The sequence below is a fragment of the Terrabacter terrigena genome (genome assembly GCF_042676085.1).
GTDB classification, from domain to species: Bacteria; Actinomycetota; Actinomycetes; order Actinomycetales; family Dermatophilaceae; genus Terrabacter; species Terrabacter terrigena.
Window position 1 is genome coordinate 264,543 of sequence record NZ_JBHTKH010000002.1, and the last position, 15,264, is coordinate 279,806.

At 72.4% G+C, this 15,264-nt stretch carries 11 protein-coding genes; 6 read left to right on the forward strand and 5 right to left on the reverse strand.

What is annotated here, in order from left to right:
* Positions 1 to 84 precede the first annotated feature (84 nt).
* The 5 genes from ACFQ2V_RS05505 to ACFQ2V_RS05525 all read left to right on the forward strand — a co-directional run bounded on the left by ACFQ2V_RS05505 (position 85) and on the right by ACFQ2V_RS05525 (position 5,495).
* Positions 85 to 648: an AAA family ATPase gene (locus ACFQ2V_RS05505; RefSeq protein WP_386051484.1), complete on the forward strand. Its 564-nt coding sequence runs from the start codon at positions 85 to 87 to the stop codon at positions 646 to 648.
* Between the two features lies 1 nt (position 649).
* Positions 650 to 1,081, forward strand: coding sequence for a redox-sensitive transcriptional activator SoxR (soxR, locus tag ACFQ2V_RS05510; RefSeq protein WP_386051486.1), 432 nt, complete (start codon positions 650 to 652; stop codon positions 1,079 to 1,081).
* Positions 1,082 to 1,369: 288 nt separating this feature from the next.
* A complete protein-coding gene (locus tag ACFQ2V_RS05515) occupies positions 1,370 to 1,843 on the forward strand; it encodes a hypothetical protein (protein WP_386051488.1) in 474 nt (157 codons plus the stop codon).
* A 318-nt stretch (positions 1,844 to 2,161) separates the two neighbouring features.
* Positions 2,162 to 5,251: an AfsR/SARP family transcriptional regulator gene (locus ACFQ2V_RS05520; protein WP_386051490.1), complete on the forward strand. Its 3,090-nt coding sequence runs from the start codon at positions 2,162 to 2,164 to the stop codon at positions 5,249 to 5,251.
* Between the two features lie 70 nt (positions 5,252 to 5,321).
* Positions 5,322 to 5,495 (forward strand): hypothetical protein, encoded by a 174-nt coding sequence (locus tag ACFQ2V_RS05525; protein WP_386051492.1) that lies wholly within the window; start codon positions 5,322 to 5,324, stop codon positions 5,493 to 5,495.
* Between the two features lie 147 nt (positions 5,496 to 5,642).
* On the opposite strand, the gene ACFQ2V_RS05530 is transcribed toward ACFQ2V_RS05525, so the two are convergent.
* The 5 genes from ACFQ2V_RS05530 to ACFQ2V_RS05550 form a co-directional block, all read right to left on the reverse strand.
* Complete coding sequence (locus tag ACFQ2V_RS05530; RefSeq protein ID WP_386051494.1) at positions 5,643 to 7,757, reverse strand: ABC transporter ATP-binding protein; 2,115 nt, start codon at positions 7,755 to 7,757, stop codon at positions 5,643 to 5,645.
* Positions 7,757 to 9,490, reverse strand: coding sequence for an ABC transporter ATP-binding protein (locus ACFQ2V_RS05535; RefSeq protein ID WP_386051496.1), 1,734 nt, complete (start codon positions 9,488 to 9,490; stop codon positions 7,757 to 7,759). The genes ACFQ2V_RS05530 and ACFQ2V_RS05535 overlap by 1 nt, the downstream gene beginning before the upstream one ends.
* Before the next feature lie 90 nt (positions 9,491 to 9,580).
* The gene (locus tag ACFQ2V_RS05540; protein WP_386051498.1) at positions 9,581 to 10,342 is read right to left on the reverse strand and encodes a TetR/AcrR family transcriptional regulator; all 762 of its coding nucleotides are present in this window, start codon (positions 10,340 to 10,342) and stop codon (positions 9,581 to 9,583) included.
* A 201-nt stretch (positions 10,343 to 10,543) separates the two neighbouring features.
* On the reverse strand, positions 10,544 to 12,136 hold the full coding sequence (locus ACFQ2V_RS05545; protein ID WP_449343039.1) for a DUF7059 domain-containing protein: 1,593 nt from the start codon (positions 12,134 to 12,136) through the stop codon (positions 10,544 to 10,546).
* Positions 12,133 to 12,513, reverse strand: a complete 381-nt coding sequence (locus ACFQ2V_RS05550; protein ID WP_386051501.1) for an anti-sigma factor antagonist — start codon at positions 12,511 to 12,513, stop codon at positions 12,133 to 12,135. The genes ACFQ2V_RS05545 and ACFQ2V_RS05550 overlap by 4 nt, the downstream gene beginning before the upstream one ends.
* Positions 12,514 to 12,692: 179 nt before the next feature.
* On the opposite strand from ACFQ2V_RS05550, the gene ACFQ2V_RS05555 reads away from it, so the two are divergent.
* On the forward strand, positions 12,693 to 15,182 hold the full coding sequence (locus tag ACFQ2V_RS05555; protein ID WP_386051503.1) for a DEAD/DEAH box helicase: 2,490 nt from the start codon (positions 12,693 to 12,695) through the stop codon (positions 15,180 to 15,182).
* Positions 15,183 to 15,264: the final 82 nt, after the last annotated feature.

A 15,264-nucleotide genomic window follows, 5' to 3' on the forward strand; every position in this document is an offset into this window, starting at 1 on the left:
CCGGCATACGCCGGTGGGTCCGAAACTTGAACTTCACCTGAGGTCCGGCGACATTTCGCCCGCGGCCCCCTAGGGTTGTGGTCTGTGAGCGACCGGTCCCTCCACACCGACGTCGACATCCCGCAGGTCATCGTCGTCACGGGCGTGATGGCCGCGGGCAAGTCGACCGTCTCCCAGCTCCTCGCGGAGCGCTTCACGCGCGCAGTGCACCTGCGCGGCGACGAGTTCCGCCGCGTCGTCGTGCGCGGGCGCGTCGACATGTCGCCGCACGGCGACCCCGAGGCCGAGCGACAGCTCGCGCTGCGTCACTCGATCACGGCCCACATCGCCGACCGATATGCCGCAGAAGGCTTCACGGTCGTCGTCCAGGACCTGTTCGTGGGCGCCAGCCTGCAGCCCTTCCTCGACCGGCTGACGACGCGTCCGCTCAGCCTCGTGATGCTCGCTCCCGACGTCGGCACGGTCATGCGACGCGAGTCCGAACGCACCAAGGTGGGCTACGGCGACCTGTGGTCGATCCGCGACTTCGACCTCAAGGTGCGTGCGGAGACGCCCCACATCGGGCTGTGGCTCGACAGCTCGCAGCAGACCCCCGACGAGACCGTCACCGAGATCGTCGGCCGGCTGCCCGAGGCGAGGATCGCCTGAGATGTCGGCGCTGACCATCGGCGAGGTGGCGCACCGCACGGGCGCGGCGACGTCGGCGCTGCGCTACTGGGAGGAGCTGGGGCTTATCACCTCGGTGCGCACCACCGGCAACCAGCGCCGCTACGAGCGCGCCACGATCCGGCGCGTCTCGTTCATCCGCGCCGCCCAGCGGGTCGGCCTGTCGCTCGACGAGATCGGCGCCGCGCTCGCGACGCTGCCCGAGCAGCGGACCCCGACGGCGCGTGACTGGGCCCGGCTGTCACGGGCCTGGCGCGCGCGGCTCGACGAGCAGATCCGCCGCATCGAGAAGCTGCGCGACGACCTCGACGGCTGCATCGGGTGCGGCTGCCTCAGCCTGACGACGTGCGCCCTCAACAACACGGGCGACTGGCAGGCGAACCTCGGGCCCGGAGCCCACAAGCTCCAGGTCTGAACGAGCGCAGCTCGTACGACCTTGCAGCCCAACGAGATTCGGGTCGCGTTGTAGTCGGGCGGCGTCGCGCTGCCCTTTTCCTGTCGTCGTCGCGCACGCCTGCCCCGGCGACCTGTGCGCATCGTGGCCCGGCTCCGGTCACACCCTCGGTTAGTGGGTTGTTAGGGCGCTTCGCGACGGTCTCCCCGATGGCTCACCGACCGGCGAACCGGTCGGTGTCCACCACCTCTGCAGCCAGCACTCACCACCAGACGCTGCACCACCCACACACTGATCCAGGAGACCGTCATGAAGCTCAACACCGCCGTCCTGCGCCGCGCCGCGGCCGCCTCCCTCATCACCGCCTCCGCGGTCGGCTTCATGCCGATGAGCGCCCCGAGCGCTGTCGCGGCCCCGGCGATCGTCGAGCACGCCCGCAGCCACATCGGCCAGTGGGGCGGCCAGTGCAAGGCGTTCGTGCAGCGGATGTACAACGAGACGCACGCCAACAACCTCGGCACCGGCTACTACCAGGCCTACATCGACGCCGGCTACCACCGCGTCGCCAAGGCCGACGTCGTGCCGGGCGACATCATCCAGGAGACCGACGCCAGCCACACGCGCGGCATCCACACCGCGATCGTCACGGGCGACCCGGTCGGCGCGAACATCCGCGTCGTCGACTCGAACTGGGTCGCCTACGAGATCGTCGGCGAGCACTCCTACGACCCGACGACGCACGCCGCCAACAACGGCGGTGCCGCGTACTACTGGCACAAGTGACCCACCTCCGTGGGCGCCCTGCACCTCGGGGCTCCCACGGATCGCCAGCCTTGTCGCCAGTGTCGCCAGTCGTGTCGCCAGCCCGCCCGCCTTGTCGCCCGTCGTGGCGTCACCGTCCTGCTAGCGGCTTGTGAGCGGCATCGGCGACAGTGGCACCGCCCGCGCGGGTCGTACAGGGGCGACACCGCGCGGTCACACGCTCCGGGCACCTGCCGCCCCGGGACCTCGCCTCCACCACGGGCAGTGGGGACGCGCCCGGGGCCGCAGGTGCCTGCGTTCTGCTGCCGCCGGAGGCCCTCGTTCCGGTATCAATGCCCTGTGCAGTTTCGCGTGCTCGGGCCCATGGAGGTCATCGCCGACGACGGCGAGCTCCTGAGGCTGGGCAGCGCCCGCGAGCGGTTCGTCCTCGCGACACTGCTCGTCAGCGCCGACCGCCTGGTGCCGGCGGAGCGGCTCATCGACGGCCTCTGGGACGAGCCTCCCCCGACGGCCCGTCAGCAGCTGCAGAACCTCATCGCGGGCCTGCGTCGGCGCCTCGCCGCCCACGACCGCGGCCTCGTCACGACCCGCCCGTTCGGCTACGAGCTGCGCATGGGAGGCCACACCCTCGACCTCACCGAGTTCCGGCGCGAGGTGGCCGAGGCGCGTGCGCTCGAGGGCTGCGACCAGCCCGCCACGGTGGTGCGCCACCTCGAGCGTGCGGTGGCGCTGTGGCGCGGCACCGCCCTGGGCGACGTCGCGCCCGCTGCCGACGCCTCCACCGAGAGCCTCCAGCAGGCCCTGCGCGACGAGCGCATCGCCGCGACCGACCTGCTCGTCGACTCCCTCGCCCAGCTCGGCCGGCACGAGGAGGTCCTCGCGACGGCGGCCGTGCAGCTCGAGGACGACCCGTGGAACGAGCGCCTCCACGAGCACCGGCTCCGGGCGCTCGCCGCGACCGGGCGCCGCTCCGAGGCCAGCGACGCCTACCGCCGGCTGCGGCGGCGCTTCATCGACGAGCTCGGGGTGCCGCCGAGCCGGTCGCTCGCAGAGCTCAACACCCAGATCCTCGACGGCAGCCCGCTGGGGGCCACCTCGTCGCGTCGCCGCGTGATCCCCCGAGAGCTGCCCGCACCCACGTGGACCCTCCTCGGCAGGGAGGCCCTGCTCGGGGCGGTCCTCACACGACTCGCTCCCCGGCTCCCCGACGAGCACGGCGCGTCCCGTTCGCCCGTCGCCCTCGCCTCGCGGGCCGCGGCCCCGCCGGGCCTCGTCGTGCTGGTCGGCGTCGGCGGGGTGGGCAAGACCGCGCTCGCCGTGACGGCCGGCCACGCCCTCGCCGACGCCTACCCGGACGGGACGCTGTACGCCGCCCTGAGCGACGACCCGACGGGCGCGATCGACCCGCACCATGTCGCAGCCCGGTTCCTCCGGGCGCTCGGCGTCGACGGGCCCTCCATCCCGGCGGGGCGTGAGGACCGCATCGCGCTCTACCGGACCACGATCGCCGGCAAGCGCATCCTCACCGTCATCGACGGCGCCACCACCGAGTCCCAGGTGCGCCCCCTGCTGCCGACGTCGCCCGGCGCCGGCGCCATCGTCACGTCGCGCAGCCGGCTCGCGGGTCTCGTCGGCGTGCGCCGGCACACGGTGCAACCGCTGACCGCCGACGCCAGCCTGGCCCTGCTGACAGAGCTCGCCGGGCCCGAGCGCGAGGTCGACGCCACGGAGGCGCTCGTCGACATCTCCGCCCTCTGCGGCCACCTGCCGCTCGCCCTCTGCGTCGCCGGGTCCAAGCTCGCGACGAACCCCACCCTGGCGCTGCCCGAGCTGCGCGACCGGCTCACCCACGAGCACACGAGGCTCGACGAGCTGTCCGCCGGCGACATCGACGTCCGCGCGAGCATCGCGCTGTCGGTGCAGGACCTGCCGGCCCCGGCGCGCGCGCTCTTCCGTCGCCTCGCGCTGGCCCCGAGCTCCGACTGGCCGGCCTGGGTCGCGCGACGGCTGCTCAAGGACGTGACGCGCGAGATCGAGGCCCACCACGCCCTCGACGAGCTCGTCGACCGCCACCTCGTCGAGCCCACGGGACGCGACGCCGCAGGGCAGCCGCGCTACCGCGTGCACAGCCTCGTCTCGGAGCTGGCCGGGGAGTACCTCGACGTCGAGGAGGCCGACGGGTCCGCCGCGGCCCTCCAGCGCGACCTCAGCGACGCGTGGCTGCGGCTCGCGGCTGCCGCGGGCCCGCGGCTCGAGGGGTCCTCCGACACCCTCCCCGAGCCGCAGGGCGACGGGGCCGTCGACGCGGTCGCGGCCCCGGCCGAGTGGTTCGAGTCCGAGCGCCTCAACCTCGTCGAGGCGGTCACCGTGGCCGCCCGTCTCGGCGACCCCGACCTCGCCGGACGGCTGGCCCTGGCGATCCGCGGCTTCCTCACGGTGCGGGCCTACGACGACGACCGTGAGCGCGTCCTGCGCGCAGCTCTCGGGTCGACGGCCGCCGACGGCACGACCCGGCCCAGCGACCGCCAGCGGCTCGACCTGCTCGGGGCCCGCTTCGCGGTGCTCGGCCAGCTGCGCCGTGACGCCGAGCTGCCCGACGTCGCCCGCGAGTCGCTCACCATCGCCCGCCGCATCGGCGACAGCGACGGCGAGCAGCGGGCACTGTCGCAGTCGGCGTGGGCGTCGATGGCCCTGCACCGCTTCGAGGAGGCGCTCGAGGGCTTCGCCCGCACCGCGGCGTTCGCGGACCTGCGCGGCGACCGGCTCGGACGCGTCCGGGCCGAGGCCCACCGCGGCATCGTGCTGCGCAACGTCGGACGCGCCGACGAGGGCGACCCGCTCCTCGCGGCCATGGTCACGGAGGCGCGGCGCGCGGGCTCGCGGCGCGACGCGAGCATCTGGATGGTCTCGCGGGCCGAAGGCCTGGTCGAGCTGGGTCGGTGGACGGAGGCCAGGGACCTCCTCGAGGACGCGCTGCACACGGCCGTCGAGATCCGCGACGACCTCGGTGCGGCCCACTGCCGCCTGGCTCTCGCCCGGGCCCACCTCGGGCTCGACGACCTGCCCGAGTCCCTCAAGCAGCTGCGCGCGGCCAGGGTCGAGCTCGACGCACGGGCCGGCGAGGGCGGCGACCTCGACGTCCTGCGCCTCGAGGTCGACGTGCTCGCGCACCAGCAGGAGTGGGCCCGCGCGGCCGGCCACGCGCGACGGCTCGTCGCAGGTCGTCGCCGGGCCGGTGTCCCGCTCGACCTGGCCGCCGACGTCGCCCGCCAGGGGCACGTCGCCCACCGCCTCGACGACCGCGACGGAGCCTCGCGCGACCTCCAGGAGGCAGCCGCCGTCCTGGCCGGGCTGCGCCTGTCGCCTCGGGCCCTGAGGCTGCCGAGCCCGCCCTACCCCGAGGCGAACTCACTGTTAGCCGTTAGTTAGGACCCCGGGACTATCCTCCGAGCACCGCCTGGTCGACAGGGACCGGGCGCAAAGGATCCAGGGGTCAAACATGTCGCTCGTCATCCGCTCTGCAGCAGCGCTCACCGCCGCCCTCGCCGTCGTCCTGACGGTCAGCCCGGTCTCCGCCGCCCCCTCCAACGCCGGCACCAACGTCTGGTGCTTCCGGGCCGACCCGGGCACGAACGGCCCGTGCCCCGTCCTCAGGCTCCCGGCCTCCAGCTGACCGGCCCAGCTGACCTGTCCAGGCTGACCGGTCAGCGCGGCGACTCGAGCGCCGCACACGGAGTGGCCCCCTCACCCCGCCGGGTGAGGGGGCCACTTCCGTGCCACACGGCGCAACACGCGTACGCGTGGACTGCTTTCCGACCGGTCAGTCGGCCACCGGGTCGGCGGGCACGGCGTTGTCGGGTGCGGGCACCCCCGGTCCGCCGCCGGGACCGGGCACCGCTGCACCCACGCCCGCCAGCTCGGGCGCCGCGGGCACACCCGCGGCCTGCTCGTCGAGGTCGGCTGCAGCACCGGCGAACTGGGCGGCATACAGCTTCGCGTAGGCACCGTCGCGAGCGAGCAGCTCGGAGTGAGAGCCCTGCTCGACGATGCGGCCGTCCTCCATGACGAGGATGAGGTCGGCGTCGCGGATCGTCGAGAGACGGTGCGCGATGACGAAGCTCGTGCGGTCGGACCGCAGCGCCGCCATGGCCTGCTGGACGAGCAGCTCCGTTCGGGTGTCGACCGAGCTCGTCGCCTCGTCGAGGATGAGCAGCGCAGGGTCGGAGAGGAACGCCCGCGCGATCGTGACGAGCTGCTTCTCGCCGGCGGAGATGTTGCTCGCCTCGTCGTCGAGCACCGTGTCGTAGCCGTCGGGCAGCGAGTGCACGAAGCGGTCGACGTAGGTCGCCCGCGCGGCCTCGAGGACCTCGGCGTCACTGGCGCCGGGACGGCCGTAGGCGATGTTGTCGCGGATCGTGCCCCCGAAGAGCCAGGTGTCCTGCAGCACCATGCCGATGCGCGAGCGCAGGCCGTGGCGCGTCAGGTCACGGATGTCGACGCCGTCGAGCGTGATGCGGCCGCCGTCGAGCTCGTAGAACCGCATGATGAGGTTGACGAGTGTCGTCTTGCCGGCGCCGGTCGGGCCGACGATGGCGACCGTCTGCCCCGGGCTGACCGACAGGTCGAGGTGCTCGATGAGCGGCCTGTCGGCGACGTAGCTGAACGAGACGTCCTCGAAGGCCACCGCGCCGTGCGGGTCGTCGATCGTCTCCGGGCTGCCCGCGTCGGCCTGCTGCTCCTCGGCATCGAGCACCTCGAAGACCCGCTCGGCCGAGGCGACACCCGACTGCAGGACGTTGGCCATCGAGGCCACCTGCGTGAGCGGCTGGGTGAACTGGCGGGAGTACTGGATGAACGCCTGGACGTCACCGAGGCTCATCGAGCCGCTCGCCACGCGCAGGCCCCCGACGACGGCGACGAGCACGTAGTTGAGGTTCCCGATGAACATCATCGTCGGCATGATGATGCCGCTGATGAACTGGGCACCGAACGCGGCCCCGAAGAGCTCGTCGTTCTTCTTCTCGAACGCCGCCTCGGCCTCCTTCTGACGGCCGAAGACCTTGACCACCCCGTGGCCGGTGAACGTCTCCTCGATGATGCCGTTCAGCTCACCGGTGTTGCGCCACTGCTGGATGAACAGCTTCTGCGAGCGCTTGCCGATGGCCGCCGTCACCATGACCGAGATCGGGATCGTGACGAGCGCGATGAGCGCGAGCAGCCACGAGATCCAGAACATCATGCCCAGCACGGCCACGACCGTCAGCAGCGACGTGAGCAGCTGCGAGAGCGTCTGCTGCAGGGACATCGAGATGTTGTCGATGTCGTTCGTGACGCGTGAGAGCACCTCACCGCGCGGCTGCCGGTCGAAGTAGGGCAGCGGCAGGCGGTTGAGCTTGGCCTCGACGTCCTGGCGCAGCCGGAACATCGTGCGCTGGAGCAGGCCCTGGAGGACCCAGCCCTGCACCCACATGAGCAGCGACGCCACCGCGAAGAGCGCGACGACGAGGAGCAGGACGCCCTTGAGGGCGTCGAAGTCGATGCCGACGCCGGGGGTGAAGTCGACGTTGGCCAGCAGGTCGGCATACGTGGTCTGGCCGGTCGCGCGCAGCCCGTCGACGACCTGCTGCTTCGTCGTGCCGGGCGGCACGTTGACGGTGCTGCCGATGACGCCGGCGAAGATGATGTCGGTCGCACGGCCCAGGATCTTCGGGCCGATCGAGCTGAGGACGACGCTGATGACGGCGAGCGTGATGACGACGACCAGCTTGGTCTGCTCCGGTCGGAGCAGCCCGAGCAGGCGCTTGGCCGAGGGACCGAAGTCGAGCGACTTCTCGACCGGCTGCCCCATCTGCATGTGCGGTGGGCCGCCGCGACGGGCCGGCCCGCGACGTGCCTCGGCGGCCTTCTCCTCCGCGCTCTTGACTCCCTCGGCCATCAGGCCGCCTCCTCCGCGCTGCGCTGGGACTCGACGATCTCCTGGTAGGTCGTACAGGAGTCGAGGAGCTGGTCATGGGTGCCCTGGCCGACGACGCGGCCGTCCTCGAGCACCACGATGTGGTCGGCGTCGACGATCGTCGAGACGCGCTGGGCCACGATCACGACGGCGCTCTCGCGCGTGACCGGGCGCAGCGCCTGCCGTAGGCGGGCGTCGGTCGCGAGGTCGAGGGCGGAGAACGAGTCGTCGAAGAGGTAGACGTCGGGCCGCTTGACGACCGCACGCGCGATGGCGAGGCGCTGGCGCTGCCCACCCGACACGTTGGTGCCGCCCTGGGCGATCGGCGCGTCGAGGCCTCCGTCCATCTTCTCGACGAAGTCGTGAGCCTGTGCGATGCGCAAGGCGTCCCAGAGCTGCTCGTCGGTGGCGTCGGGGTTGCCGTAGCGCAGGTTGCTCGCGACCGTGCCGCTGAAGAGGTACGGCTTCTGCGGCACGAGGCCGATGCGCGACCACAGGTCGTCGAGGGCGAGGTCACGCACGTCGACGCCGCCGACCTTGACGCGCCCGGACGACACGTCGAAGAGGCGCGGCACCAGACCGATGAGCGTCGTCTTTCCGGCGCCGGTCGACCCGATGATCGCCGTCGTGCGGCCGGGCTCGGCCGCGAACGAGACGTCGTGGAGCACGGCGTTCTCGGCCCCCGGGTAGTGGAAGTCGACGTCGACGAGCTCGACCCCGGCCCGCGTGGCCTTGATCTGCAGGGGCTGCACCGACTCACCCACCGACGAGGTCGTGCCGAGCACCTCCTGGATGCGACCGGCCGAGACCGCGGCACGCGGGATCATCGTGGCCATGAAGGTCGCCATCATGACGCCCATGAGGATCTGGATGAGGTAGCTGAGGAACGCCGTCAGCGCTCCGATCTGCATGTCGCCCGTGGCGATGCGGTGCGCGCCGAACCACAGCACGGCGACGGACGACACGTTGAAGATGAACATCACGATCGGGAAGACGATGGCCATGAGCCGGCCCACGCGCAGGCCCGCCTCGGTAAGGGTGGCGTTGGCCTCGGAGAACCGCTGCTCCTCGTGACCCTCGCGCACGAAGGCCCGGACGACGCGGATGCCGGTGATCTGCTCGCGCAGCACACGGTTCACGCCGTCGAGCGAGGTCTGCATGCGCCCGAACCACGGCACCATCCGCCAGATGACCAGGCCCACGCACAGACCGAGGAGCGGCACGGCGACCGCGACCAGCCAGGACAGACCGACGTCCTCGCGCAGCGCCATGATGACGCCGCCGACCATCATGATCGGCGTCGTGACGAGCAGCGCGAACGCCATGAACGTCACCATCTGCACCTGGGTGACGTCGTTGGTGTTGCGTGAGATGAGGGTGGGCGCCCCGAACTTCGCGACCTCCTGCGCGGAGTAGTCGACGACGGTGCCGAAGATGCCGGCGCGCAGGTTGCGGCCCATCCCCATGGCGACCTTGGCCGCCAGGTAGGTGGCGCCGACCGCCGCGACGATCTGCACGACGCTGACGCCGAGCATGAGGCCGCCGTGGCGGAGGATGAAGCCGGTGTCGCCCTTGGCCACGCCGTCGTCGATGATCTCGCCGTTGAGGCTGGGCAGGTAGAGGGAGGCGAGGGTGCTCACGAGCTGCAGCAGCACGATGAGCGAGATCTCGCCCCCGTAGGGCCGCAGGTGGCTGCGGAGCAGTCGCATCAGCATGCGCATGCCTTTCGGTGGGTGTTGTAGGTGCTGTCGGTGTGGTCGGTGTTGTCGCTGGAGGGGTGCGGGCCGGTCGCAGACGCTACGACCTCACGCTGGGTGAGGGTCAACGGTTTTTGCACGCTGCTGCTCCTCTCCGACGAGGGTGGCGCTGTCGCCGCCGAGCTCGGCGTACAGCTCGGCGATGCCGAGGCCAGTGCCATGGGTGGATGTCGTGGGGCGGGCGATGACGCCGTAGAGGACGGTGTCGACGATCTCCTCGGGAGTCAGGGTCATGCCGTCGGCGATCCCGGGGTGGCTGCCCGAGAAGCACAGCAGCCGGATGCGGTGCACGACGTCGCGCGCCGGCACGACGAACGTGTCGGACTCGCTGAGGACGAGCTGGTGGATGGTGTCGAGGAGGGGCTGGTGGGGCCCGCAGTCCTCGGCGCCCTCGTCGGTCGCACCGCGCAGGTGCCGGCCGACGGCGTAGCAGGCGAGGTGGGGGCCGCGGTCGGGCGGCTCGGTCAGGCCGAGCGCCGCCATCAGCCCGAAGACCTCGGTGAAGCGCCGCTGCATGATGGTCGTGAAGGCGACGAGCCGGTCACGCACGGGGAGGTCGGTGCCGATGGCCGCGATCGACCGCCGCACCGGGGCCGGACAGAAGGCCGTCTGCACGGCTTCGTCCTGGAGAGCGTCCTTGGTGGCGAAGACGCGGAAGATCGTGCCCTCGGCGACGCCGGCCTCACGCGCGATCTCGCTCGTCGTCGGAGGGCGTCCCTCGCGGTGCGCCAGGTCGAGGAAGACACCGATGAGGGCCTCCCGACGGTCGTCCGGGTGCATGGGCGCGGCGCGCCCCGTTCGCTGTCGCACCGGACCATTCTGAATGAGTGAGCACTCACTCACAACCGGAATACGCCAACAGCAGCCGAACGGTCACCCCCCTCCCACAGTCGAAAGAGCGCAAGGTCAGCCGCCTCCTTGCCATCGAGAGGGCACTCCGTCATGACCGAGCGCCCGCTCGATAGAAGGCGGTGGTGGCGGAGCGCTCTTTCGCTCGGGGGGCCGCGCCGGTCAGACGAGGAGGCCGTCGGCGACGAGGTCGCGGACCTGCGGCACCAGCTCCGCTCGCACCTCGGCGGCGTCGAGCTCGAGCACGGTCGCGATCGCGTCGAGCGCGGCGCGGGCGGTCAGCTCGCCGTCGGCCACCCCGAGGTATGCCGCCAGCAGCGTCCCCGCGCGCAGGACGCGACCCAGCCCTCCGCCCTGCCTCACGAGGATCACGCTCGGGTCCTCGACGCCCGGGACGCCGTGGCGCTCCTCCGTGACGTCGGGCGCGCAGGACCATGCGACGTCGAGCACCTCGTCGTCGGTGTGCCCGGCGAGCCACGTGCGGGCCTCGAGGCCGGCGTCGACGGTCGGCCCCATCGGGGCGGCCACCGGCCCGTGCGCCTCGTCCAGCGAGCGCCAGGTCGGCCGGTCGGTGGCCGGACGCTGCAGCGTCACGACCCCGAAACCGATCGCCTCGACGTCGCGGGAGGCGAAGTCGCGCAGCCACGCGGCATACATCTGCGAGTGCTCCTCGCTGCCCGGACTGGCGCCGCCGTCGCGCGCCCACAGCTCGGCGTACTCGGCGGGGTCCTGCGACTCGCGCTGGACGACCCACGCGTCGAGGGCGACGCCGTGGGCGGCCTGCTCGTCGAGCCACCCGGTCCAGACGTCGCGCCAGGAGCGACCGGCCGGCACCTCCCAGTTGCCGAGGAACTGCGCGACGCCTCCGGGCTCGAGCACGCTGCCGACCTGCTGCACGAGGGAGCGCACGAGCACGTCGCCGGGGCGTCCGCCGTCGCGGTACTCGTAGAGGGGGAGCCCCTGGTCGCGCGGGGTGATGACGAAGGGAGGGTTGCTCACGACCAACGAGAACCGTTGCCCGGCAACGGGATCCAGCAGGTCACCGGCGAGCAGCTGGACATCGGGGACCGCGCCAGGGCCGTCGGACGCGGCGAGCGCGAGGTTGAACGCGGCATACGCGAGGGCTCGCTCGGAGATGTCGGTGGCGACGATCGAACCGACGTGAGCCGTGAGGTGGAGCGCCTGCACGCCGCAGCCGGTGCCGAGGTCGAGGGCACGGCCGGCGGGGCGTCGGACGGTCCACGACGCGAGGGTGGTCGAGGCGCCGCCGATGCCGAGCACGTGGTCGGCGCGCAGCGGGCCGCCGACCGCGAGCTCGGAGAGGTCGGACGCGACCCACCAGTCGTGGGCGTCGTCGCCGTAGGGCCGCAGGTCGCAGGTCGCGACGGCCTGACGTGCGGACCCAGCACGGTCGGCACCGAAGCCGGCCCGGCCGTTCTCGAGGCGAACGAGACCGAGGGCCACGGCGCCCTCGACGGTCAGTGTCGGGAGCGCCTCGGCGAGCGCCGCGACGGGGACGGCACGGCCCAGTGTGAAGACACGCACGAGCGTGCCGCACGGGTCGGGCCCCCCGCTGCGGGACGACGTGCCCGGTTCGGTGGCGAGCAGTGCCGGCAGCGGCTGCTCGCGGTGCAGGGCGGCGGACGCGACGGGGCCGAGGCGCGCGGCGACGCCGTCGACCGTGAAGGCGGCCGTCGTCAGGTCGGCACGCAGCAGCGCGACCAGTCGCTCGTCGACGACGGGGGTGTCGCTCAGGACTGCCCGCCCTGCGACAGGCCGGGGGCTGCCGGCGCCGAGCCGGCGGCGAGGGCAGAGTCGAGGTCGGCGTGGATCTCGAACACCTTGTCGAGGCCGGTGATCGAGAAGACCTTGAGGACCCGGTCGTCCTTGCCGACGAGACGCATCGAGCCGCCGCGGGTGCGGGCCAGCTTGAGCCGTCCGACGAGGACGCCGAGGCCGGTGGAGTCGAGGAACGTCACGTCGGTGAGGTCGACGACGAGCCGGGTGCGGCCACCCTGGATCTGTTCATCGAGCTTCTCGCGCACGAGCGGCGCCGTGTAGACGTCGATCTCGCCGCCGAGGTGCACCACGGTCTGGTCGCCGTGGTCGGCTCGGGTGATCGAGAGATCCACCTGTGCCCCTTCCTGTCCCCACACTTGTGATGCGTCCGGATGCCCCGGGGTCGGGCCAACCAGTCCTGTCGTCGTGCAGACCGAACCGCGTCGGTCACGATTTCCCCGACGTGACTGACCGCGCAGTAACATGCCCCGCACGACGGTTACCGTACCCCGACGACATACGGTTGCTCCACATGAACGGGGAGCCATTGCCCAGCGGATCCGTGCCGGAATCGTCCGGTCACGGCTCGTCGCCCGCCGCGCCCCGCCCTTCCGCTCGGGCAGCGGGAGCCCACCGCCCGGCCCCGGACGAGCTGCTGCGCACGCTCGTCGGCGACCACCCGGAGCGCCTCGTCCACGTGCACGAGGTGCCGGCCCGTGAGGCGGTGCACGCGCCGTGGCCCGAGTGGGTCGACCCCACGCTGCTCGGGGCCCTGCTCGCGTCCGGCATCGAGTCGCCGTGGGCGCACCAGGTCGAGGTGGCCGAGGCCGCCCACGCGGGCCGACACGTCGTCGTCAGCACGGGCACCGCCTCGGGCAAGAGCCTCGGCTACCACCTGCCGATCCTCAGCGACCTCGTCTCGGGCGCCGGCGCCCCGAACGGCCGCGGCGCGACAGCGCTCTACCTCTCGCCCACCAAGGCCCTGGCTGCCGACCAGCTGAGCCGCATCGCGGCGCTCGCACTGCCGCAGCTGCGACCGGCCACCTACGACGGCGACACCCCGACCGACGAGCGCCGCTGGATCCGCGACCACGCCAACCTCGTGCTCACCAACCCAGACCTGCTGCACCATTCGCTCCTGCCCGGCCACGAGCGGTGGAGCTCGTTCCTGCGGGCCCTTCGCTACGTCGTGGTCGACGAGTGCCACGTCTACAAGGGCGTCTTCGGTGCGCACATGGCTGCCGTGCTGAGGCGGTTGCGGCGGGTCGCCGCCCGTTACCGGTCCGAGCCGACCTTCGTCTTCGCGTCCGCGACCGTGGCCGACCCCGAGGACCACGCCTCCCGGCTCCTCGGTCTGCCGGTCGTTCCGGTCACGCGTGACGCGTCCCCTCGGGCATCGATGACCTTCGCCCTGTGGGAGCCCCCGCTGCTCGTCGACGAGAACGGCCGACCCAAGCGGGTCAGCACCGTGGCCGAGACCGGTGAGCTGCTGGCCGGCTGCGTCCGCGAGCAGGTGCAGACCGTCGCCTTCGCGCGGTCGCGCGCCGGCGTCGAGGTCGTCGCCCGCATCGCCCGCGAGCGCGTGTCGGTCACCGAGGAGGAGCGGGTGGCGGCCTACCGCGGCGGCTACCTCCCGGAGGAGCGGCGCGAGCTCGAGAAGGCGCTGCGCTCGAAGCAGCTGCTCGGGCTGGCGGCGACCAACGCGCTCGAGCTCGGGGTCGACGTCAGCGGGCTCGATGCGGTGCTGCTCGCCGGCTGGCCGGGCACGCTGTCGTCGCTCTGGCAGCAGGCGGGCCGCGCCGGGCGGTCGGGCGAGCGCTCGCTCGCCGTGCTCGTCGCTGCCGACGACCCGCTCGACACCTTCGTGGTGCACCACCCGGAGGCGATCTTCGGGCGTGGCATCGAGGCGACGGTCGTCGACCCCGACAACCCGCACGTGCTGGCGCCGCACCTGGCCGCTGCGGCCGCTGAGCTGCCCCTCACCGAGGCCGACTTCGCCCTCTTCGGCGCACAGACACGGTCGCTGCTCGACGCGCTCGTCGAGCGAGGCATCCTGCGCAAGCGGCCCCGCGGATGGTTCTGGGGCCGCGAGGACCGGCCGGCCGACCACCTGTCGCTGCGTGGTGCGGGCGAGCCGGTACGCATCATCGAGACGCGCACAGGCCGGGTCGTCGGCACCGTCGACGAGGCTGCTGCCCACGCGCAGGTACACACCGGCGCGGTCCACCTGCACCAGGGACAGACGTGGGTCGTGACCGAGCTCCAGCTCGACGACCACGCCGCCTTCGCCGTACGCGGTGACCCCGGGTGGACGACGCAGGCCCAGTCGGTGAGCGACTTCCAGATCGTCCACGAGGTCGAGCACGCGCAGTGGGGCCCGCTCCGCTGCTCGTTCGGGCACGTGACGGTGCGCAACCAGGTGACCTCGTTCTTACGCCGGCTCCCCGGCGGGGAGGTGCTCGGTGAGCACCCGCTCGACCTGCCCCCGCGATCGCTCGCGACCAAGGCGGTGTGGTGGACGATGCCCGTCGAGGAGCTCGCCTCGGCCGGGGTCGACGAAGCCGGCATACCCGGTGCGGCGCACGCGGCAGAGCACGCGGCGATCGGCATGCTCCCCCTCTTCGCCACCGCCGACCGGTGGGACATCGGCGGGGTGTCCACGGCGCTGCACCCCGACACCGGGCTGCCGACCATCCTTATCTACGACGGGCACCCGGGCGGGGCGGGCTTCGCAGAGCGCGGCTACCGGCGCATCCGGGCGTGGCTGTCGGCGACCCGCGAGGCCATCGCGGCATGCGAGTGCGCGTCGGGGTGCCCGTCGTGCGTGCAGTCACCGAAGTGCGGCAACGGCAACGAGCCCCTCGACAAGGCCGGCGCCATCGCCCTGCTCGACCTCACCCTGCGTCACGCCGGCGCCTCCGGTGGCTCCGGTGTCTCCAGCGACTCGGGCGACTCCGGCGACTCCGGCGAACCGGGCAGTTCGGTCGCGGCGACGCAAGAACGTCGGTTCGCCGGTCCCTGACCGGCCCTGACGCGCGGCTCCCGGTCCATGCGCCGGAAAGTCGGCGCGGCGGAAGCCTCCCCAAAAGAGGCACTCCGCCGTT